Here is a 23217-nt window from a genome sequence, read left to right on the forward strand (position 1 = left end):
CTTGTCGTGCGTGCGACGAAGCCGCAAAGAAATGACACCGCTTATCCCGCACGAAACTATTCACTGAACGGACAAATTCAGCATTCACAAGACAACATGGCTGTTTGTCAACAGCCTCACCGGCGCTGTGCGCCGGTTTTTTTTCGCTTAGTGGGTATCCGGGAAGGCGGTTTCGTCCCGGCGAGCCATAGTCTCGTAGTTGGCCCATTTCTGCCGCGCCACCTGCTGCGCCGTCGCCATCATCCGTTCCGCGTCTTCCGGGTGCGCACGCATCAGCGCCTTAAAGCGCGTCTCGTGCTTACGGTACTCAGACAACGGCAGGGTCGGCCGCAGGCTGTCGAGCTGGAACGGGTTGGTGTGCTGTTCGCGCAGCACCGGGTTGTAGCGGATCAGCGGCCAGTGGCCGGCCTGCACCGCCCGTTTCTGCTGCATCAACCCCTGACGCATATCGATGCCGTGGGCAATACAGTGACTGTAGGCGATGATCAGCGACGGTCCGGGGTAGGCTTCGGCTTCGCGCAGTACTTCCAGCGTCTGTTGCGGATTGGCGCCGAAGGCGATGCGCGCCACATAAACGTCGCCATAGGCGATGGCCTGCAACGCCACGTCCTTTTTCGCCATGGTCTTGCCGCCGGCGGCAAATTTGGCCATCGCGCCAAGCGGCGTGGATTTAGACATCTGCCCGCCGGTGTTGGAGTAAACTTCGGTATCCATCACCAGCACGTTGACGTTGCGCCCGGAAGCCAGCACATGATCCAACCCGGAGGAGCCGATGTCGTAGGCCCAACCGTCCCCACCGATGATCCACACCGAGCGGCGCACCAGATGGTCGATCAGGCTTAACAGCGATTCCGCTTCGGGAGTCTGTTGCTCCGCCAGTCTGGCGCGTGCCTGTCCGAGGCGGCGGCGCTGCGCGACGATTTGGCTCTCCGTCTGCTGTGGCGCGCGGATAATATCGTCAACCAGATCGGCGCCAATCAGCGGCGCTGACTCCCGCAGTTGCGCTTTGGCTATCTCCATATGTTTGTCGGCCGCCAGCCGGAAGCCAAGGCCGAACTCGGCATTGTCCTCAAACAGCGAGTTGGACCAGGCCGGGCCGCGCCCTTCCTGATTGTGCGCCCACGGCGTGGTGGGCAGGTTGCCGCCATAGATGGAGGAGCAGCCGGTGGCGTTAGCCACCATCATGCGTTCGCCGAACAGTTGGGTCAGCGTTTTGAGGTACGGGGTTTCGCCGCAGCCGCTGCAGGCGCCGGAAAACTCAAACAGCGGCTCAAGGAACTGCACGCCGCGAATGGTGGAGAAATCCACCGCGGCGCGGTCCGGCCAGGGCAGTTGTTCGAACCAGCCCAGCGCGGCTTTTTCCTGCGCCAGCACCGGCAGTTTGTCCACCATGTTGACGGCGCGGACCTCGGTTTCCCCTTCGTGATGCCGTACCGGGCAGGCTTCGACGCACAATCCGCAGCCGGTGCAATCTTCCGGATACACTTGCAGGGTGTAGCGGGTTTCCGGAAAGCCGCGGGCGCTGATCGGCGCGGAGCGGAATCCGTCCGGCGCGTCAGCGAGTTGGTCCTGATGGTAGAACTTGGCGCGAATGGCCGCATGCGGGCAGACAAACGAGCAGTTGCCGCACTGGATACACAGGTCGTCGCGCCACTGCGGGATCTCCAGCGCGATATTGCGCTTTTCCCAGCGCGTGGTGCCGGTGGGGTAGGTGCCGTCTACCGGCAGCATGGACACCGGGATACGGTCGCCGCGGTCCAGCATCATCTCCGCGGTCACTTCGCGCACAAAGCGCGGCGCCTGTTCCGACAGCGTCCAGCCCTGATCGACCGACGGGCCGTCGCCCTGCGGCACCGTGACCTGATGCAGGTGCGCCAGCGTTTCATCCACCGCGCGGAAGTTTTTCTGCACCACGTCGTCGCCTTTCTTGCCGTAGGTTTTGCGGATGCTGTTCTTGATAAGCTCGATGGCCTTTTCTTTAGGCATCACGCCGGAGAGCGCGAAGAAACAGGTTTGCATGATGGTGTTGATGCGGCTGCCCATGCCGACGTCGTGCGCCACCGAGGCGGCGTCGATGACGTAGAGTGTGAGCTGTTTCTGCTGAATGGTTTGTTGCATCTCACGCGGCAGATAAGACCAGACGCTATCCGCCGGGTAGGGGCTGTTGAGCAGGAAGGTGGCGCCGGGCAGCGCATAGCTCAAAATGTCGACGGTATAGACGAAGTTGAACTGATGGCAGCCAATGAAGTTGGCGGTGCCGATCAGGTAAGGCGAATCGATGGGCGTCGGGCCGAAACGCAGGTGCGACGTGGTGCGCGAGCCGGATTTCTTCGAGTCATAGACGAAGTAGCCCTGCGCGTAGAATTCCGGCTGCTCGCCGATGATCTTGATGCTGTTCTTGTTGGCGCCGACGGTGCCATCGGCGCCGAGGCCGAAAAACAGCGCGCGGATCTGTTCGTCCGGCTCAGGTTTCCAGCTGTCGTCCCACGGTAGGCTCAGGCCGGTCACATCATCATGGATGCCGATGGTGAATGTCGGTTTCGCCTGCGCTGATTGTTGCTGCTCAAATACCGCACGCGCCATCGCCGGGGTGAATTCTTTCGACGACAGGCCGTAACGCCCGCCGCTCAGACGCGGTAGCGACGGGCGCACGCCCTGTTGCAGACCATGCACCAGCGCGGCCAGTACGTCCTGATACAGCGGCTCGCCTTGCGCGCCCGGCTCTTTGGTGCGATCCAGCACCGTTACCACCTCGGCGCTGGCCGGTAGCGCTTTTAGCAGCGCGTCCACCGGGAACGGCCGGTACAGATGAATGGTCAGCACGCCGTAGCGGCCGCCTTCGCGGTTAAGCCGATCCGCGGCCTGGCACAGGGTGGCCGACGCGGACCCCATCACCACCACCACGTGGCGGGCGTCCACCGCGCCGTGATAGTCCACCAGTCCGTAATGGCGGCCGGTCAGCGCGGCGAAACGCGCCATGTGACGTTCGACGATACCCGGCACGCTGTCGTAGAAGCGGTTGACGCTCTCGCGCCCCTGAAAGTAGGTGTCCGGATTCTGTGCCGTGCCGCGCATCACCGGTTTATCCGGGTTGAGCGCGCGCTCGCGGTGGGCTCGCACCCGCTCGTCATCGATCATGGCGCGAATCTGCGCATCGCTCAGCTTGCTGATTTTGTTAACCTCGTGCGAGGTACGGAAGCCGTCGAAGAAATGCAGGAACGGCACCCGCGCTTCCAGCGTCGCGCTGTGGGCGATCATCGCCATATCCTGCGCCTGCTGTACCGAAACGCTGGAGAGCAGGGCGAAACCGGTGGTGCGCGCCGCCATAACGTCCTGATGGTCGCCGAAAATCGACAGCCCCTGCGTCGCCAGCGAACGCGCCGCGACGTGGAACACGGCGCTGGTCAGCTCGCCGGCGATCTTGTACATGTTCGGCAGCATCAGCATTAACCCCTGCGAGGCGGTAAAGGTGGTGCTGAGCGCCCCGGCCTGCAATGCGCCGTGCACGGTGCCGGCGGCGCCGCCTTCGTGCTGCATCTCCATGATGTCCGGGACGTTGCCCCAGATGTTATTCAGGCGTTTGCTGGCCCATTCGTCCGCCAGTTCCGCCATGGTGGAGCTGGGGGTGATCGGGTAGATGGCGCACACTTCGCTGACTTTATAGGCGACCCAGGCGGCGGCTTCGTTGCCGTCCACCATGACAAATTCATTTTGCTGGCTCATTGCGCCACCTCCTCGGCATTCATCTCAATGGCATGGCAAGGACATTGCCGGTAGCAGGCTTCGCAGCCGGTGCATTTGTCGTAATCAAAACGGTAGTGCAGTCCTTTACCCAGTTTGATCACCGCGTTTTCCGGGCAGGCGCCGTAGCAGCCGTCGCACTCGAAACAGTTGCCGCAGGAGTAACAGCGGGTGGCTTCATAGGTGGCCTGTTCACGGCTCAGCCCGCCGATGATTTCGTCAAAGCTGCCGCGCTGTTCGGGGGCGATCGCCGGCTGGCTGCTGGCGTTGGCTTCGGTATTGAACCACAGGTGCAGATGGGGATATTCCAGTACCTGGGCGCTGGCCGGTTTGTGGTAGGGCTGGTTTTTCAGCCAGCCGTCGATATGACGCGCCGCTTTTTTGCCGTGCCCGGTGGCGATGGTGACGGTACGTTCCGACGGCACCATATCGCCGCCGGCAAAGATACCCGTCGCCGTGGTCATCATGTGTTCATCGACATCGATGATACCGTCCGGGCGGATGGTCAGGCCGGGGATGCGCTCCAGCACGCGGGTGTCCACATCCTGGCCCAGCGCCAGAATCAGGCTGTCGGCCTGTAACGTCTCGAAGCGCCCGGTGGGCTGCGGGCGGCCGTTGGCATCGATCGCCATCTCTTCCACGGTGAAGGTGGTGCTGTCGATATTGCGGATGGTGCGCAGCCAGTTGATTTTGACCCCTTCCTCCATCGCCTCTTCCGCTTCAAAGCGGTGCGCCGGCATGTGTTCGATGTCGCGGCGATAAATAATCATCGCTTCATCGGCGCCCAGACGGCGGGCGGTGCGGGCGGCATCCATCGCGGTATTGCCGCCGCCGTAGATGGCGACCCGGCGCCCCAGCTTCGGCGCGTCGCCGCGCTCTACCGCCGACAGGTAGCTGACCGCATCCAGAATCTTGCCCGCTTCGCGCGCCGGAATCTCGGTTTTCTTCGCCAGATGGGCGCCGATAGCCATGAAAACCGCATCGAAACCGCCTTGCTGCTTTTCCTGCAGCACATCTTCGACTTTGTGGTTCAGCTTCAGGGTAATACCGCTGGAGAGCAGGTTACGGATTTCACTATCCAGTACGTCGCGCGGCATGCGGTAGGCGGGGATGCCAAAGCGCATCATGCCGCCGGCCATCGGCCCGGCCTCACGGATTTCCACCTGGTGCCCAAGACGACGCAGGTGCCAGGCGCAGGACAGGCCGGACGGACCGGCGCCGATCACCAGGACTTTTTTGCCGCTGTCCGGCGCGGTAATCCGCGGCGTCCAGCCTTGTTCCAGCGCCATGTCGCCGAGAAAGCGTTCGACGGCATGGATGCTGACCGACTGATCGACCTGCAGGCGGTTGCAGGCGCTTTCGCACGGGTGGTAACACACGCGGCCGTGGATCGCCGGCATGGGGTTGTTCTCGATCAGGCGTTGCCACGCCTCTTCATAACGCTGTTCCTGCACCAGCGATAGCCAGGACTGGATGTTCTCGCCGGCGGGGCAGGCATGATTGCATGGGGGCAGGGAATCCTGATAGACCGGATGTTTGCTGCGTACGGGGCCGGTGCCTGAGGTTACCTTCAGGTTCGGCGGCTGCGTCATATCGTGTTTTACGTTGCTCATCGTATTGCTTCTCTACGTCCAATGTTGACTCGTTGTTATATGTGGGGCTTACCATGTCACTGTGTGCTGCCGTCCGGCGGTGTGGCGCGCCTTTGCAGGGGGATAATGTGCAAAGGGCAATGTTTAAACAGGGACGATTCGCAAACAGGAACAATTCGAAAACAGGGCTAATCACAAACAGACTAATCACAAATAGAGACAATCACGTGGCCGGTTTTGGTCGCGTCGTCGGGAAATAGTCGAATAATTTTGCGATTATTAAAATAATGTTGAGACAAGATTACGCCGTCGGTGTAATCAATAAATGAGGCAGATCAAATATAACCTAATCGACTACGCAGGGCATTTGATGACGGACCAGCTTACGCATATTGACTGGCTGCTGGCAGAAGGGAAATATTTTTATCTATCACGCCATTTTTAGTGTTTTTATAACGGAATTTTCAATTAACTATTTGTTTTTAATGTTTTTATAAAAATATTGCTCAAGGCTTAAATGGCGATTTTTTATTGATTGCTAATTATTAACTTGAGGTAAAAGTGATCGTTGTATAATTTAGTATATTTCCAATTAAGTTCGTGATAATTCAATTTTCAGGTATGTTGGCTTTCTCCGAACTTCCTGTGATTGACCAATTTTATTGCTGCCTGATTCAGCGGGTATCTACCTTATTACAGGCTCAAACGAGTTAGGGGGCGATGGAATAGGCTTTATGTATACGGAAAATGAAGAGGGGCGTTATTTTCCATTTGAAAATGGGAATGAATAACATTAATCAATATACCCAAATAATTCGAGTTGCAGGAAGCATCGATCGCATTTTTAAACGGTGAAGCGCGTTGGTTCTGCAGGGGCAGGGCTTATGAATGGCGTGGGCCTTTGTCCAGTACGCGCCGCGTCTTTTAGGAACAGTCGCAGCGCAGTGTTAAGGCCATCATTGTGTTTTGTCATTATTGCGTTTGTTCAACATCACATACGTAACGGGAAATACGCGATATCCATTTTTCCGCTGACGGTTTTGTGGCACATTAGCCGCCTTGTCTTGTCACTATCAGCGGGCAGGTTGTCGTTCCTTAACCGGCAGCTGCACAAGGAATTCGCAATAATAATGAAATGGTTTACTTCACTGGCGCTTGCGGTCGGTCTGGCCTGTAACCCGCTTTGGGCGCAGACGCCCGGTTCTATGCTGCAACCGACTACGCCGCAGGCGGCTTCCGGCCAGCAACAGCGTGATGCCTTCGTTAACGACTTAATGAAAAAAATGACGCTGGATGAAAAGATCGGGCAGCTCCGTCTGATCAGCGTCGGCCCGGATAACCCGAAACACGCCATTCGCGAAATGATCCGCAACGGTCAGGTCGGCGGGATTTTCAACACCGTCACCCGGCAGGACATCCGGGTGATGCAGGATCAGGTGATGCAACTGAGTCGCCTGAAAATTCCGCTGTTTTTCGCTTACGATGTGGTGCACGGCCAGCGTACCGTGTTCCCGATCGGTCTGGGGCTGGCGTCCAGTTGGGACATGAGCGCGGTGGAGCTGTCGGCGAAGATCGCGGCTTATGAAGCGACCGAAGATGGCCTGAACATGACCTGGGCGCCGATGGTGGACATCACCCGCGATCCGCGCTGGGGCCGTGTCTCCGAAGGTTTTGGTGAAGATACCTATCTGACCAGCGAAATTGCTCGCGTAATGGTGAAAGGCTTTCAGGGCGATGACCTGACCGGCCGTCATTCGCTGATGACCAGCGTGAAACACTATGCGCTGTATGGCGCGGCGGAAGGCGGACGTGACTACAACACCGTCGATATGAGCCCGCAGCGCATGTTTCAGGATTACATGCCGCCGTATAAAGCGGCGATCGACGCCGGCAGCTACGGCGTGATGGCGTCGCTCAACTCCATCAACGGCGTGCCGGCTACCGCCAACCGCTGGTTGCTGAAAGACGTGTTGCGCGACCAGTGGCATTTCAAAGGCATCACCATCAGCGACCACGGCGCCATCAAGGAACTGATCAAACACGGCGTGGCGGCGGACCCGAGCGATGCGTCGCGCATTGCGGTGCAGTCCGGTATCGGCATGAGCATGAGCGACGAGTATTTCGTGCGTTATCTGCCGGATCTGGTCAAGCGCGGGCTGGTCAGCATGAAGGACATTGATGACGCCTGCCGTCAGGTGCTGAACATGAAATACGATATGGGGCTGTTCCAGGACCCGTACAACCATCTCGGCCCGGTCGGTTCCGACCCGGTGGACACCAATGCCGAAAGCCGCCTGCACCGCGAGGAAGCGCGTGACGTGGCGCGCCGTAGTCTGGTGTTGCTGAAAAACCGTCTTGATGTCCTGCCGCTGAAAAAATCCGGCGCCATCGCGGTGGTGGGGCCGCTGGCCGACAGCAAGCGCGACATTATCGGCAGTTGGTCCGCCGCGGGTCGTCCGGCGCAGGCGGTAACGGTATACGAAGGGATCCGCAAGGCGGTGGGGTATAACGCCCGCGTTTATTACGCCAAAGGTTCCAATGTCACCAATCACCCGGGGTTGGTCCAGTTCCTTAACCAGTATGACCAGTCGGTGGAAATCGACCCGCGCACGCCGCAGGCGATGATTGATGAAGCGGTGGACGTGGCGAAGAAATCCGACGTCGTGATCGCGGTGGTGGGTGAATCCCAGGGGATGGCGCACGAAGCGTCCAGCCGCGCCAAAATCACCATTCCGCCGGAGCAAAAGGCGCTGATTTCTGCGCTGAAAGCCACCGGCAAGCCGCTGGTGCTGGTGCTGATGAATGGCCGTCCACTGGACCTGAGTCGTGAAGATCAGCAGGCTAACGCGCTGCTGGAAACCTGGTTCAGCGGTACCGAAGGGGGCAACGCCATCGCCGATGTGCTGTTTGGCGATTACAACCCGTCCGGTAAGCTGCCGATGACCTTCCCGCGCTCGGTGGGGCAAATCCCGATGTACTACAGCCACCTGCCGACCGGCCGTCCGTATTCGGCGGAAGCGCCCAACAAGTACACCTCACACTATTTTGACGAGGCTAACGGGCCGCTGTATCCGTTCGGTTACGGTCTGAGTTACACCACCTTCGACGTGTCGGACGTGAAACTCTCCAGCCCGACGATGAAGCGTAACGGCAGCATTAAAGCGTCGGTCACGGTCACCAATACCGGCAAGCGCGCCGGGGAAACCGTGGCGCAGCTTTATCTGCATGACGTGGTGGCATCGGTAAGCCGCCCGGTGAAAGAACTGCGCGGCTTCCAGAAAGTCATGTTGCAGCCGGGTGAAAGCCGTACCCTGACGTTCACCCTGTCGCCGCAGGATCTGATGTTCTACAACGCGCAGATGCAGCAGGTGGCGGAACCGGGCAAGTTTGAGGTGATGATTGGGCTGGATTCCCAGCGCGTGAAAACCGGCAGCTTTACCTTGCTGTAAGCGCCTGTTGAGGTAACTCGTTGCTGTAAATAAACGACGGCCCCTGCGGTGACTCAGGGGCCTGGCAGGAAAACCGGCTGCGCCGCCACGGGCGGCCGGATCCGACCGGTTTGGCGTCAGCCGCCGTGCACGATAATGATATAACCCACCAGCATCACGCCGCCGATGCCGCCCAACGCGCAGAGCGCAAACAGGCTGACAACCCCCAGTTTTTTGATATTCATCCGGTTATCCTTTTGTTACGTCCCGGCCGGTAAATGGTTACGTTCCGGTGATGATTACGTTCCGGCGATTATAGAGCCTCCTGCACCGGATACAAGCCAACCGCATTTGTCGGTGTCAATCCGCAATACCCGGATAAATGTGACAACGTCACAATTATGGTCACAATTATGGTTACTGACGTTGCCGCCGGTCTGTGGGACAATAGCGGCCAGATTGAACGACAGTGAGACGGCATGACCCTTACCCCCGCGTTAAAGCAGCAGATTGGCGACTGGTATAAAGCGCTGCAACAGCAGATTCCCGATTTTGTCTCCCGTGCGCCACAGCGCCAGATGATTGCCGAAGTGGCGAAAGCGCTGGCGGGCGACTACCAACGTCATCTGGTGATTGAAGCGCCGACCGGCGTGGGTAAAACGCTTTCCTACCTGATTCCCGGCATTGCCGTCGGGCGAGCGGAGCTGAAAACGCTGGTGGTCAGCACCGCCAACGTGGCGTTGCAGGATCAGATTTTTAACAAGGATTTGCCGCTGCTGCGGCAGTTTATTCCCGAACTGAAATTCACCGCGGCGTTCGGCCGCGGGCGCTATGTGTGCCCGCGCAATCTGGCGGCGATGGCGACCGAGGCGTCGGCGCAGGGCGATCTGATGCTGTTTATGGATGACCACTTGCCGTCCAGCCGCGAGGAGCAAACCACCAGCGCCCGGTTGCAACAGGCGCTGCAAAGCTATGCCTGGGACGGCTTGCGCGACCATTGTCAGGAATCGATCGGCGACGCGCTGTGGCAACGCATCAGTACCGACAAGGCCAACTGTCTGGGGCGCAACTGCCATTATTACCGCGAATGCCCGTTCTTTCTCGCCCGCCGGGAAATCGAAGACGCCGATGTGGTGGTGACCAACCACGCGCTGGTCATGGCGGCAATGGAAAGCGACTCGGTGCTGCCGCAGGCGAAAAACATGCTGCTGGTGCTGGACGAAGGCCATCACGTGCCGGATGTGGCGCGCGACGCGCTGGAGATGTCCGGCGAGGTGACGGTCAGCGCGGTGCAGCACCAGATGGATCAGCTGATTCAGCAGGTGGGGCTCTGCCTGGCGCAGTTTCCGCCCAAATCGCCGCCGCGGCTGATGCAGCCCGACAGGCTGGGCGATCACTGCGGCGAGATACGGGAGCAGTTACAACTGTTCGAACGGCTGAGCAGCCTGTTTCTGCCGCCGGCCCAGCCGGACGCCGATTACCGTTTCCCGATGGGGGAATTGCCGGAAGAGATGCGCGAGTGCTGCAGTCGGCTGTTTAAGCTTGCCGACAGCCTGCGCGGGCTGGCGGAATACCTGCTCAACGACCTGGCGGAAAAAACCGGCAAGCATGATGTGGTCAAGCTGCATCAGGCGATGCTGCGCATCAGCCGTCTGAGTGGTTACTGGGAAGCGCAGGGCAAGTTATGGCGGCTGGCGGCGCTGGAGAAATCCTCTAACGCGCCGGTGTCGAAATGGCTGCTGCGGGAACGGCGCGACAATCAACTGCATCTGTATTTTCACTGCGCCGGTATCCGCGTGTGCGACCAACTGGACCGGTTGCTGTGGCGCAATCTGTCGCATGTGGTGGTCACCTCGGCGACGCTGCGCTCGCTCAACAGTTTTTCCCGCCTGAAAGAGCTGTCCGGTCTGGACGAGGAAGAGGGCGATACCTTCATCGCGCTGGATTCGCCGTTCAATCACCGCGAGCAGGGAAAACTGGTGATCCCGCGCATGCGCCATGAACCGCTGATCGCGCACGAAGCTGAACATCTCGCCGAGATGGCGCGATTTTTCCGTGCCGAACTGCGGCGGGAAGTCCACAAGGGCATGCTAATGCTGTTCGCCAGCCAGCGGGCGATGCAGCAATTTCTCACCGAGGTGCCCGATCTGCGGCTGATGTTGCTGGTGCAGGGCGATCAACCGCGCTACCGGCTGGTGGAATTGCACCGCCAGCGGGTACAGCAGGGCCAGACCAGCGTGTTGATCGGCCTGCAATCCTTTGCCGAAGGGCTGGATCTCAAAGGCGAACTGCTGTCGCAGGTGCATATCCACAAGATTGCTTTTCCGCCGGTGGACAGCCCGCTTGTCCTTACCGAAGGCGAATGGCTGAAAAGCCTCAAACGTCACCCGTTTGTGGTGCAGAGCCTGCCGAGCGCCTCATTCAGCCTGATTCAGCAGGTTGGCCGATTGATTCGCAGCCATGACTGTTTCGGTGAAATCGTCATCTACGACCGTCGCTTACTGACCAAGGGGTATGGCGCCCAACTGCTGGCCGCCTTGCCGGTGTTTCCCATCGAGCAGCGCGCCATGCCGGATGATGAGTAGCTTGCTGTTATTCATGCATTTTTTCTGACAAACGACCATCAAATCCCTATCATATCGTCGCCGTGGTCTGTTGGCCGCGGCGTGACAGACTGTGCGCCGCACGTCGCGTCGCGGCGAGCGGTGCTGGTACAAGGCAGTCTGACGTTTGATGATTCGATAAGGATGTGTGATGAATAAAAAGATCATGGTGCTTGGCGCACTGCTATTTCTGGCGCAGGCATCGGCCGCGCCGGTCAGTATTGAAGTGCTTGACGCCACCATTAAAGATAAAAAAATCGCTGATGCCGATGTGTTGCTGCAACGTGACGGCGCACAGACGGCGGTAGGGCGTACCAATACCCAGGGACAGGCACAGTTGTCGCCGGCGTTTACCGCCGATGAGAGTGCCTTGCTGATTATCAAAAAACCGGGGTTTTCCAACCTGGTGGTCAAGTGCCCGTGCGACGGCCTGACCTACGCCATCAGCCCGGTGATGAAAAATCTGGACGGGATGCGCATCGTGCTGACCTGGGGCGCGAATCCAGCCGACCTCGATTCGCATCTGGTCTATGGCAACAGCCATATCTACTTCGAACATAAAAATGGGCCGGACGCCAATCTGGATGTGGATGACATCGACAGCTACGGCCCGGAAACCATCACCATCGAGAAAAAGCGTTTTGGCGAAAGCTACCTGTACGCGGTACACGACTACACGCATATTCATCAACCGGATCAGGCCGCGCTCTCGAACAGTCAGGCGAAAGTGTTTGTCTACGTCGGGCAATCGCTGGTCAGAACCTATAATGTGCCGCGCAATCAGGTCGGCAACCTGTGGACGGTGTTCCGCCTGAACCCGAACGGTGACTTTGAGGATATCAACACCATCAAACAAACCGGCTATCAGGACCCCAATAACGTGGCTACCGGGGTGAGCGGCCAGCTGTCCGGCCGGGCCGCGACCGGTGCGGTCAACGTCAATCAGGCGGCGGCGAAAGCGCTGAACCGTCAGGGCGAAGAGGCCTATCGCCGCGGCGATCTGGAAAGCGCGATTGCGTTTTACCAGCAGGCGATCGAGCAGGATGGGGTATTCAGCCAGGCGTACAGTAATCTGGGGCTGGCCTACCAGAAACTGGATCGGATCGCGGAAGCCATTTGGGCAAACCGTAAGGCGATTGCGCTGGCGGATGGAGCGAACGCGGCAACGGTGCGCGCCAGCTCCTACTATAACATCGCCAGAATCTATGAAGCGGCCGGACAACTGGACGACGCCCTGCGCCATTATCAACTGGCCAAGGCGCAGAAAGACAGCGCCACTTACGATCAGGCCATCAGCCGCATCAAAAGCAAGATGTAACGGCTGACCGCGTTTCTCTGCCGCTCCGGCTCCGGGGCGGCAACGGCGATTTCGCGCTTCCCCTGTGACAAATTCATGCTATGTTTCCAAACAGTTGTCCTGCCATGACGGGCGTCATCGGTTCGTCCGATCTATGGGACACCGTCTAACCGTCGCCTTACCAATGAGAGCACATCATGGATTACACCCGAATCATTAAAGAGGTTGGCCGCGGCAAAAATCATGCGCGCGATCTGGATCAGGACACGGCTTATCAGCTGTATGGTCAGATACTGAATGATCAGGTGCCTGAGCTGGAGCTGGGCGGGCTGCTGATCGCGTTTCGCATCAAGGGTGAGTCCGAAGCCGAAATGCGCGGCTTTTATCAGGCGATGAGCGAACAGACGTTGCGTCTGTCCGCGCCGGCGGGCGGCCCGATGCCGGTGGTGATCCCCAGCTATAACGGCGCCCGCAAACAAGCCAACCTGACGCCATTGCTGGCGTTGCTGCTGCACCGGCTGGGGCTGCCGGTGGTGGTGCACGGCGTGAGCCACGATCCGACCCGTGTCACCAGCGAGGCGATTTTTCGTGAACTGGGCATCGCGCCGGTGGACGACGCGCAGGCAGCGCAGCAGCGCCTCGATCGGGGCGAGCCGGTATTCATGCCGGTGTCGCTGCTGTGCCCCGCCATTGAGCGTCAATTGGATCTACGCTGGCGCATGGGCGTGCGCAACAGCGCCCACACGCTGGCCAAACTGGCCACGCCGTTTGATGCGTCGGCGGCGTTGCGGCTGGCAAGCGTGTCGCATCCGGAGTACGTCGGCCGGGTCGGCACGTTCTTTCAGGATATCAACGGCCGCGCGTTGTTGATGCACGGCACCGAAGGCGAGGTCTACGCTAACCCGCTGCGCTGCCCGGAAATCCATTTCATCCGTGAGCAACGGCGGGACATCCTGCAATGGCGGCAGGATATCGTGGCAGACAGCGCGGCGTTGCCTCCGGCGAAGGATGCCGCCACCACCGCCCGCTGGACGGAGGCCTGTCTGGCGGGCGAACAGCCGATACCGCAGGCGATTCGCCTGCAACTGGCAAGCTGTCTGGTCGGCAGCGGCGAGGCGACCTCGATGGAGCAGGCGGTCTCGACGATACGAAAACGGCTGGGTTAATCGTAACGATTAACGATATACCCAAAATAATTCGGGTTGTAGGAACGCCAACGCGCCTGCGACTCGAAGTAGGACGGATATAAGAAAGGAACAACCACATGCAACAGGCTAAGGCGTACTTTGACGCTCTGAACCGCGATTATCTGGCGGTGCATCAAACCAAAGAGGATCTTTTCTGGCAGCGTTATATGGGAACCGGCGACGAGACCGTTTCCGCCCGTTTCACCGAAGCGGAAAGCGCCTGGAAACGTTTTATCTCGCAATCATCCCGGCTGGCCGAACTGCGACAACACCTCGCCGCCGTTGAGGCCGCCCCCGCCGGCGAGCCGCGTGATGCGCTGCTGCACGGCTTACGCGGCTGGTACCGCTTTTTTGACTGCAATGTGATTGAAGATCCGCAGGCGCAGGCGCTGATGGATGAGTTAATCGCCGCCGAAAACGATCTGTTTTCCCGCCGCAAAACCCATCAACCCACCCACCTCAATGAGCAGGGCGAGCGGGTTTCCGCTTCGCTGGGCGAGCTGCTGACTAATCAGGCCACCAATGATAACGAGGAGTACCGCCGCAGTTCGCAGCAGGCGCTGCGCGATTTGGAACAGTGGCTGGTCAATCACGGATTCCCGGCGCTGGTCAGCCTGCGTAACCGTTTTGCGCGCCAGATGGGCTATCGCAACTACTTTGATTACAAGGTGAACAAAACCGAGCGGATGACGCCGGAACAGCTGTTCGCCATTCTGGACCGTTTTGAAGCGCAAACGCGTGACGCCAACCTGCGCAGCCTGCGTCAGCTGGCGGCGGAAAAAGGCGAAGCGGCGTTGCAGCCGTGGAATGTGCGTTACGCCAGCACCGGCGATGTGACCCGCCAACTGGATCCTTATTTCCCGTTTGCCGCTTCGCTGTCCCGCTGGGTCAACAGCTTCAAGCGCCTGCATATCGGTTTTAGCGGCGCGCAGATGCAACTCGACCTGCTGGTGCGCAAAGGCAAATATGAAAACGGCTTCATGCACCAGCCGGTGCCGCCGTTTGTGGATCAGGGCCAGTGGTTGCCCGCGCGCATCAACTTTACCAGTCTGGCGCAGCCGGATCAGGTCGGCAGCGGCGCCAACGGCATCAACACGCTGTTCCATGAAGGCGGCCATGCGGCGCATTTCGCCAATATCCGCCAGAATGCGCCCTGTTTCGCCCAGGAGTTTCCGCCGACCTCGATGGCCTACGCCGAAACCCAGTCGATGTTTTGCGATAGCTTGCTGCAGGATGCAGACTGGCTGAAACGCTATGCGCATAACGCACAGGGCGAACCGATCCCCGATGCGCTGATTCAGGCCGATATCCGTGCTCGTCAGCCGATGCGTGCCTTCAACGAACGCCATATTCTGCTGGTGCCGTATTTTGAATGGCAACTGTACTGCATGGATGACGCGGAACGTACCCCCGAGGCGATTTTGCAACTGGCGCGCGACACTGAATTGCGCATTCTCGGCATCAACGGCAGCCCTCGTCCGACCATGGCGATTCCGCATCTGCTGTCGATGGAGTCGGCCTGTTCGTATCAGGGCTATCTGCTGGCGATGATGGCGGTGGAACAAACGCGGCATTTCTTCCGGCAACGCGACGGCTACCTGACCGATAACCCGGCGATCGGACCGGATCTGACGCGCCATTACTGGCAGCCCGGCAACAGCCTGACCCATGATGAAACGTTGCGCAGCCTGACCGGCGAAGGGTTCAATCCGGATTATCTGGCCCGTGAATGCAACCTGACGGTGGAGGAGGCGTGGCGGCAGGCGCAGGCGACTATCGACGCCGCCGTGACGCGCCCGCAACCGGCGGCGGACTTTGACCTCAACGCCCGTATCCGGGTGGTGGACGGCGATGCGGTGCTGGCGGACAACCAGGACGGCGACGAGGCCATGTGCCAGGCGTTCGCTCGCGTAATTGAAGACGCTTACCCGACTCACGCCTGAGCGAGTAATCGTCAGGCAAGGCCGTCTCCCCCGGCAATGTGTTTGAGGGAGACGGTGATTCAAGCCGGTTATTGAGTTGAACTCTGCCGGTCAGGGCTCCAGCCAGCCGGCAATGTCTTTTGCTGCGGCATGGCTGTCAGGGTGACAGAGTACGGTAATCACGTCCCCGATGTTTTTGGACAGGTTAGATAGCAACATCAGGCACATCAGTCGGTTGAGGGATTTATCGTTCCATGATTTCGCCAGCGCCAGCAGCGATTCAGCCAACTTCTGATGATCTTTAGCTTTGAAGTTAATCAGTTCGGCACACTTCTTTATTCCATCGTAAGCGGTAAACAGCACCCCGAATGGTGTGACGGAAAAGGCGGATTTCATGGCGCCGATATCGATATCATGAATGGCCGTTTTGAGCCCGTCTTTTACCGTTTCGTTAGTGATTTGCAGTGACGTAATGATTTCCAGCATATCGTACAGGCGAGCCTGTTTTTCCATGTAGCCGGAGAAACTGCTCAAGGCCATCCAGGGCGCCAGCACCATGCTGCCGGATGTCAACGGACTCACTGTCCCAATGACGGCGCCAAGCCCTTTTGAGGCGACGTAGGCCGACCCTTTTTCCAGCACGAGCTTGATATAATCACCCGTTTTGTCTTTTGACAGATCTTTTACCGGCAAACTTTCCAGCGCCAGTATCGAACGGGCTGACACAAACGCAGGCAACAATCCGGGTTTGTCGGTGGAGATCAACCGCAGGGCCTGGTCGAATGGGTCTGGTGCCGAGACTTCGCTCGTGGTTGTGACCGGTGTCGCAAAGAGAATGGATGATAATTCACGCGCGGAGGGCGTGGCGGCTTTCAGGTAAGTATCAAAATGGTCATACAGTTTTCTGTACGTGTCTATCGGCTGTGAGGCGAACAGATAACTGCCTGCCCTTGATAGCTTTTGTCCCAAGGCTTCACATTGTGTCGCCTGAGGTTTCGCACCCACTCTGACCTCATTCAGCAGGTTGATATGCACATCCAGCGCAAACCAGGCTTCGGGCGCCAGAATGCTGATGCATTCTGCGATGGTGGTATCCTGGCGCATTTCCTCCAGCACGTTGATACCGTGTGAAATATTGTTGAAATCCAGCGCGTTGTAGCGGTTGTTGCCCAGCGAGCGAAGGCCTTTATCCTGCCATTTATTACAGAAATACTCGAAAATATCCATCATATGACCTCTCAGTAGTGAGCCTGAGTCGAGGGTAATTCTGTGCCTCGCCACTCGCTCGGTCATATCAAGGTCATTTCCAGCGTAAACCGGCCGCCGGGCAACACTCCATACTCATTTTGTATCGCTAAACCGGTACGGCTCTCTCGCGCCGGGAGTCGCCCGTGCCTATACTGGTCTGGCGATATCCGCAATGAAAGTGCCTGTTATTAAAAAAGTTTCACCGAACTGTCATCTGCGCCGATTAGGCTGATGCGGTTTTCTATCCTTGACGATAATCCGTGACAATAAAAAGGACATATCATGCGCTATTCTTACGTGTTTATGGCGGTGGTTTGCTCACTGGCGACAGTCCAGGCGCAGGCCGCTTCCCAAAGCGATTCCCAACTGCCGCAAGTCAGCCTGCTGCAAACCACCACCGAGGCCAGCAATAGCGCCCCGGTGATCGAAATGCAGCAGCAGGTGCAGCAATATCTGCAAAAAGCCTTGCTGGGAACCGCGCCGAAGCTGACCCGCGCGGTGCTGGACAAAGCGCCGGATCAGGGCGAACCGCAGGGCGACATGAAATGGCTGAAAGCGACCGGTTACGTTTTCAACCCGAAAGATCAACAGCAGGCCAGCGTGAAACTGCTGGAAGGGTTCAGAACCCTGCCGGCGCCGGTGTTGCAGAAAAACCTGGCGACGGTTGAGCGCATCAATCTGGAATCGACCCTGCCGTTGCGCCAGAAAGCGCTGATTGATGCAGAAAATACCCGCTATCTGTATGCGCTGGCGGAAGCGCTGGGGCCGAAGCTGGGCAAGGCGTTTCTGGAGGTTTACCAGCAAGGCGAAATGGGTAAGGCCGCCGCGTTGATCAAAGCCACCAACGTCAGCACATCCGCGGCGAAAAACGCCTTTAACTATCCGCGCCCATTCAAACAGCCGGGCAACAACATCCATCTGGTGCCGGATACCGCCGTGGTGGCGGATAACGCCCGTTACACGGCGTCGGGCGGCTCGTTCCCCAGCGGCCATACCAACGGCGGGTATAACGATGCGCTGCTGCTGGCGCAGATGCTGCCGGAACGCTTTGTGCCGCTGATTGACCGCGCCGCCACCTACGGCTATTCCCGTCTGGTGCTGGGGGTGCATTATCCGCTGGACGTGATCGGCGGTCGCATGGCGGCCGAGCGCAGCGTGGCGCATTTCCTGAACGACCCGAAATACCGTGTGCTGTTCAATGAAGCCAAAGCTCAACTGCGTGTCGCGCTGGAAAAAGCCTGCGGCACGACGCTGGCCGAATGCGCCAAACCGCAGGGTAAAAACGACCCTTATACCGACCCGGCGATGAAGTCGTTCTACCGCTACACCATGACCTACAACCTGCCGGCGGCGAAGGTGAAAGCTCAGCCGGTCAAGGTGCCGGAAGGGGCGGAAGTGCTGCTGGAAGGGCCGCTGCCGCAGCTGAGCGCAGCCCAGCGCCGCGCATTGATGGTGAAGACGGCGATTGCCGACGGCTATCCGCTGTCTTCCGGCGGGGTGGATGCCAATTTCTGGCAGCGTCTGAACCTGCATGACGCGGTGGAAGCGGCGAAGACTGTAACCAAATAATCGTTTTCACCCTAAAAGACACCTTTCTCCGTACCGCCTGATGAACAGCCAATGCCATATCGACATTGGCTGTTTTTTTCGCGTCGTCCTCTGTTTTCACTTCCTGGTCATGCGCACGGCGGTAGCGGCTCTACCCGCAGCGGGCTGGCCGTAACGTCACATTTTGTATCGTTAAACCGGTGAGGATTTCTCGCGTGGAAAGGGCGTTTAATTCTACGCTGGTTGGGTGATATTTGAGCGATGAAGGGACGGCTCGTCCACCGTTCACCATCACCTATGCCGTTTCCTGTTAGCAGAAAAATGAGGGGGTAGCATGCGGTATCCTGTTGTTTTTATGTCAATAGTTTTCATGTCAGTGGTCTGCACGCTGGCGGTATGGCGAGCGCAAGCCGCTGAGGGGGATGACACTCGGCAGCAAATGATTTTTCTGCAAACGACGACCGAAGCCAGCACCAGTAAGCCGGTGGTCGCCATGCAGCAAAAGGTGCGGCGCTATCTGCAAAAAGCGTTGCAGGGAAACGCGCCGCGGCTAACCCGCACGGTGATGGATAATGCGCCCTACCTGAGCGAGCCGTGGGATGATTTAAGGTGGCTGAAAGCCGCCAACTATCGCTTTAACGCCACCACTCAGCAGCAGGACAGCATCACATTGCTAGTAGGGTTCAGAGCGCTGCCGGTGGATGTCTTGCAGGAGAATATGGTTATCGTGGAGCGTATCAATCAGGATGCGTCGCCCGCGCTGCGCCAGAAGGCGCTGATTGATGCGGAAAATACCCGCTACCTGTACGCGCTGGCGGAAGCGCTGGGGCCGAAGCTGGGCGAGGCGTTTCTGGAGGTGTACCAGCAAGGCGAAATAGGTAAGGCCGCGGTGTTGATCAAAGCCTCCAACGTCAGCACGTCTGCGGCAAAAAACGCCTTTAACTATCCGCGCCCGTTCAAACAACCCGGCAACCGCATCCATCTGGTGCCGGATACCGCGGTAGTGATGGATAAGCAGCCTTACACGGCTTCTGATGGCGCCTTTCCCAGCGGCCATACCAGCGGCGGGTTTACTACCGCCTTGCTGATGGGGCAGATGCTGCCGGAACGCTTCGTCCCGCTGGTTGATCGCGCCGCCACCTACGGCTATTCCCGTCTGGTGCTGGGCGTACATTATCCGCTGGACGTGATCGGCGGACGTATGATGGCCGAGCGCAACGTGGCGTATATCCTGAACGATCCGGAGTACCGCGTGCTGTTCAACGACGCCAAAACCCAGTTGCGCGCCGCGCTGGAAAAAGCCTGCGGCACCACGCTGGCCGAGTGCGCCAAACCACAAGGCAGGAATGACCCTTATACCGATCCGGCGATGAAATCGTTTTACCGCTACACCATGACCTACAGCCTGCCGATGGCGGAGGTGACCGCCCAGCAGGTCAAGGTGCCGGAAGGGGCGGAAGTGCTGCTGGAAGGGCCGCTGCCGCAGCTGAGCGCAGCCCAGCGGCGGGCGTTGATGGCGAAAACCGCCATTGACGACGGCTATCCGCTGTCTTCCGGCGGGGAGGATGCCAATTTCTGGCAGCGCCTGAACCTGCATGACGCGGTGGAAGCCGCGGAGCAATCGGTGAAGCAATAGTGATTCAGTGAGGTAATAGCGATTCAGTGAGGTAATAGCGATTCAGTGAAACAATAACGGTTGCCGGCATCCGCAAGATAAACAGGAGGGCTTCTCGTGAAGCCCTCCTGTAACTGATGTCCTGCGATTAAACCGGGTCCGGCGGGTTTTGGTCAGCGCTTGATGCTGACGTTATCGAAACTGACTTTGCCGTTGCTGCTATTGCGGGATGACAGCGCCAGCCCGATATACAGCGTATCGTTCATGTTGGGGTTGATGCGCTTGTTGAGTGTGGTCCAGGTCAGCCCGTCGTCGGAGACCTCCGAGGTAAAGGTGTTGCCATCGCGGGTTAACCGCAGCCAGGTAGGCTGGCTGCCGTTTTCAGATTTGGCGAACACGCCTCTGCTGCCGGTAGCGGTGCCGTCTTTACTGCGCCATTGCGACATCGCGCCGGACGACGCGGTATACCCCGTCAGCATATAGGCGCTGCTGTCGGCAAGCGTATTGCGTATCATCAGGCCGGCTTTGGCGTAGGGATCGCTATAACGCAGATCGATCAGCCGCGCCGTAATGCTGCCGTCGCCTTTCAGGGTTTGATAGACGAAATTGAAGGCGTCGGCGGCGCCCCACATATCGCCGGTGTGCGCTTCCAGCGCAATCACATCCTGATCTTCGGTAGCGGTACCGGGCGTATCGGTTTTACCGATGTCCTGCCGTTTCCATGCGTCGCTGATTGGAGACGCCGGCGGCGTCGTCACGCTGACCACGTTGGAATAAACGGAGTCGCCAGCCTGATTGTAGGCTTTGACCCGGAAAGCGTAGGTGGTGTTGGGGGCCAGCGTGCCCACGTCCACCGAGGTGGCGTCCGGCCCCAGCGATTCGGCGCTGGTGTAGGCGCCGCCCGCCTCATAGGCACGGGGCGTGGTGTCGTAAGCGCCGTCGCCAAAGGTACCGGCATAGGAATATTCGACGATAAAGCCGCGCTCGTTATCCGAACAGTCGTTCCAGTCCAGTTGAACCACCGAACTGGAGATCGCGCCGGCGGTCAGGCTGTCCGGCGAGGCTGGCGGCTTATCTTCGCCGGTGTAGGGATCCAGCGATATCCCTGCGCGCAGGATTTTGGCGCTGACGCGATGGCGCGTCGCGGCCAGCCGGTTGTTTACGTCGGCGAGCGTCAGCGGCGTGATGCTGACGTCGTAATCCACCGGACCTTCGCGCTGGGTGAGGGTGGCGGTGCCGTCCAGATAGAAAATTTCGTTGAGCCACAGGCTGGGCATGATTTCGCCGTTACCGGCCGGCGCCCCGACGGTAAAGGGAACCATCGGATTACCGGTGCTGGTTTGGATGCCGGCATTCCACACGGCGGAGCGGCCGGGCGCACCGTCAAGGGGATAATCCGGCGCGTAGCGATCGGTCAACGCGACCTTTTTGATAAAGCCCTGCGTCGTCGTCACCAGCGGCGCATTTTCCGCCAGCAGGGTGCCGCCGCGATTGAAATAGTTCAGTTCCCAGTGCATCAGAAAGTATCCCTGACCGGTCAGGGTCAGGTGCTCGCCGGCGTGCAACAACAGGTACTTCCCTTCCTTTGAGCCTTTAATGGGTTCGACGTATTTATTCGCCTCGCCATCGTTGTTGCCGACCAGCGTGACGCCGGTCGCCGCCGGTCGCTGATACAGGCCGTTGATCTTTGGGTAGGACAGATCCTGATCGCCCTTATCGAACGCCGCATGCTCGGCCGCCGCGACGGACCCCGCACAGCGTTGCGTGTCGACGGCGGCAGCTTTACCGGCGAACCCGTATGCGCCGAACAGCAATCCGCCAAGCAGGGCGCTGAGTTGGCGTCGGGGCAGGCGATGACGGAGAGTTTCCATAAGTGTATCCTGGTGAATTTATAAATTATTGATTTTAATTGATATTGATAAACGCCAGACCATGCGCCCGGGCAGCGTATAGTAATTGGCGGAAAATGCCAAACTCATCATTGGTGTTATCAGAATTTTCCGGCGGGCAGCCCACGCCGGAGCCTCGGTCAACCGTCGCTGGCAGGCAGAGACGGGGTGATGGCGGTCGGCGATGTTTTTTCCCGCTCGGCCAGCAAATCGACAAAGGCGCGTACCTTGGCAGGGCGAAAACGCGAAGCGGGGAAGACCGCATGGATGCCCCCGCCGGGCAACTGCCAGTCGGGCAATACCTGTATCACATGGCCACGCGCCAGATCCTCCGCCACTGCGAAATCCGGCAATACGGACAGCCCGGCGCCTTGCCTTACGGCTTCGCGCACGGCGAAGGTGGCGCTAAAAAACAGATCGGCCTTGACTGTGACCGGGCAACTATCGGCGCCGGGGCGGGAGAAGACCCAGCGTAATGGGTCGCGCAGGGCGGTATTAGCGATAAACGGTAGTGCGGTGATGGCCGCAGGCGATGTCAGGTGGGCGATGCGTTCCCGCCACGCCGCCGGCGCCACTAGCCATTGCTGGAAGGTGCCTATTTGCCGGGCCTGCACATGAAGGTCGGTCAGCCAGCCAACCCGGATAGCCAGTTCGATATTGTCCGATAACAAATCCAGCGGTTGATCGCTCAGCTTCATGTCCACCTTGCAGCGCGGGTACTGGCGAGTGAAATCCGCCAGCGCCGGGACAACCACGCTGATGCCGTAATCAAGCGGCGCGGTCAGCCGTAACAACCCGGACGGCTCTGACGCAGCTTCGGCCAGCTCGGCAAAGGCATCCCCCGCTTCATGCAGAATCAGCGCGCAGCGTTGGTAGAAGCGGTATCCGGCCTCGGTGGGTTGTACATGGCGCGTGGTTCGAATCAGTAGGGCGGTATTGAACTCGCGTTCAAGACGGGCGATCTGCTGGCTGACGACGGCCTTGGTGATGCCAAGCCGTTCAGCGGCCGCGGTGAATGAACCGGTTTCGACGACGGCGGCGAAATAGGCCATGCGCCGCAGGTGGGGAACATCACCCAGTCCGGTATCGCTGTGATTGTTTGCTTTTAGCATACGCTCTATAAGGTTGGTCGGTATTTTTACGCCAA

Annotated in this window: 13 protein-coding genes; 7 read left to right on the top strand and 6 right to left on the bottom strand. The window is 58.9% G+C overall.

What is annotated here, in order from left to right:
* Positions 1-147 precede the first annotated feature (147 nt).
* Together nifJ and DXX3274_RS09150 are read right to left on the bottom strand one after the other, a co-directional pair.
* A complete protein-coding gene (nifJ, locus tag DXX3274_RS09145) occupies positions 148-3723 on the bottom strand; it encodes a pyruvate:ferredoxin (flavodoxin) oxidoreductase (RefSeq protein WP_042859528.1) in 3576 nt (1191 codons plus the stop codon).
* Positions 3720-5354, bottom strand: a complete 1635-nt coding sequence (locus DXX3274_RS09150) for an NAD(P)-binding protein (protein ID WP_042859529.1) — start codon at positions 5352-5354, stop codon at positions 3720-3722. The genes nifJ and DXX3274_RS09150 overlap by 4 nt, the downstream gene beginning before the upstream one ends.
* Positions 5355-6463: 1109 nt before the next feature.
* Between DXX3274_RS09150 and bglX the strand changes: the two genes are divergently transcribed.
* Entirely contained in the window at positions 6464-8782 is a 2319-nt protein-coding gene (gene bglX / locus DXX3274_RS09155; protein WP_042859530.1) for a beta-glucosidase BglX, read from the top strand.
* Between the two features lie 116 nt (positions 8783-8898).
* Here the strand turns inward: bglX and DXX3274_RS24220 are convergent, their stop codons facing one another.
* Positions 8899-9006 carry a membrane protein gene (locus tag DXX3274_RS24220; protein ID WP_012770198.1) on the bottom strand — a complete coding sequence of 36 codons (108 nt, stop codon included), beginning with the start codon at positions 9004-9006 and terminating at the stop codon, positions 8899-8901.
* Between the two features lie 234 nt (positions 9007-9240).
* Here DXX3274_RS24220 and dinG point away from each other — a divergent pair, with 234 nt between their 5' ends.
* The 4 genes from dinG (at position 9241) to DXX3274_RS09180 (ending at position 15791) form a co-directional block, all read left to right on the top strand.
* Positions 9241-11346 carry an ATP-dependent DNA helicase DinG gene (gene dinG / locus DXX3274_RS09165; protein ID WP_042859531.1) on the top strand — a complete coding sequence of 702 codons (2106 nt, stop codon included), beginning with the start codon at positions 9241-9243 and terminating at the stop codon, positions 11344-11346.
* Positions 11347-11515: 169 nt separating this feature from the next.
* Positions 11516-12682 (top strand): YfaP family protein, encoded by a 1167-nt coding sequence (locus DXX3274_RS09170; RefSeq protein ID WP_042859532.1) that lies wholly within the window; start codon positions 11516-11518, stop codon positions 12680-12682.
* 176 nt (positions 12683-12858) lie between these two features.
* A complete protein-coding gene (ybiB, locus tag DXX3274_RS09175; RefSeq protein ID WP_042859533.1) occupies positions 12859-13827 on the top strand; it encodes a DNA-binding protein YbiB in 969 nt (322 codons plus the stop codon).
* Between the two features lie 98 nt (positions 13828-13925).
* Entirely contained in the window at positions 13926-15791 is a 1866-nt protein-coding gene (locus DXX3274_RS09180) for a M3 family metallopeptidase (RefSeq protein WP_042859534.1), read from the top strand.
* 90 nt (positions 15792-15881) lie between these two features.
* On the opposite strand, the gene DXX3274_RS09185 is transcribed toward DXX3274_RS09180, so the two are convergent.
* Positions 15882-17063: a hypothetical protein gene (locus DXX3274_RS09185; RefSeq protein ID WP_152495243.1), complete on the bottom strand. Its 1182-nt coding sequence runs from the start codon at positions 17061-17063 to the stop codon at positions 15882-15884.
* A 237-nt stretch (positions 17064-17300) separates the two neighbouring features.
* Here DXX3274_RS09185 and DXX3274_RS09190 point away from each other — a divergent pair, with 237 nt between their 5' ends.
* Complete coding sequence (locus DXX3274_RS09190) at positions 17301-18587, top strand: phosphatase PAP2 family protein (protein ID WP_042859536.1); 1287 nt, start codon at positions 17301-17303, stop codon at positions 18585-18587.
* A gap of 313 nt (positions 18588-18900) precedes the next feature.
* The gene (locus tag DXX3274_RS09195) at positions 18901-20202 is read left to right on the top strand and encodes a phosphatase PAP2 family protein (RefSeq protein ID WP_042859538.1); all 1302 of its coding nucleotides are present in this window, start codon (positions 18901-18903) and stop codon (positions 20200-20202) included.
* A gap of 152 nt (positions 20203-20354) precedes the next feature.
* On the opposite strand, the gene DXX3274_RS09200 is transcribed toward DXX3274_RS09195, so the two are convergent.
* Entirely contained in the window at positions 20355-22052 is a 1698-nt protein-coding gene (locus DXX3274_RS09200; protein ID WP_042859539.1) for a DUF1349 domain-containing protein, read from the bottom strand.
* A gap of 158 nt (positions 22053-22210) precedes the next feature.
* Positions 22211-23182 carry a LysR family transcriptional regulator gene (locus tag DXX3274_RS09205; protein WP_042859540.1) on the bottom strand — a complete coding sequence of 324 codons (972 nt, stop codon included), beginning with the start codon at positions 23180-23182 and terminating at the stop codon, positions 22211-22213.
* Positions 23183-23217 lie beyond the last annotated feature (35 nt).

Origin of the sequence: Dickeya sp. NCPPB 3274, assembly GCF_000406205.1 — a bacterium.
Classification (GTDB): Bacteria; Pseudomonadota; Gammaproteobacteria; order Enterobacterales; family Enterobacteriaceae; genus Dickeya; species Dickeya fangzhongdai.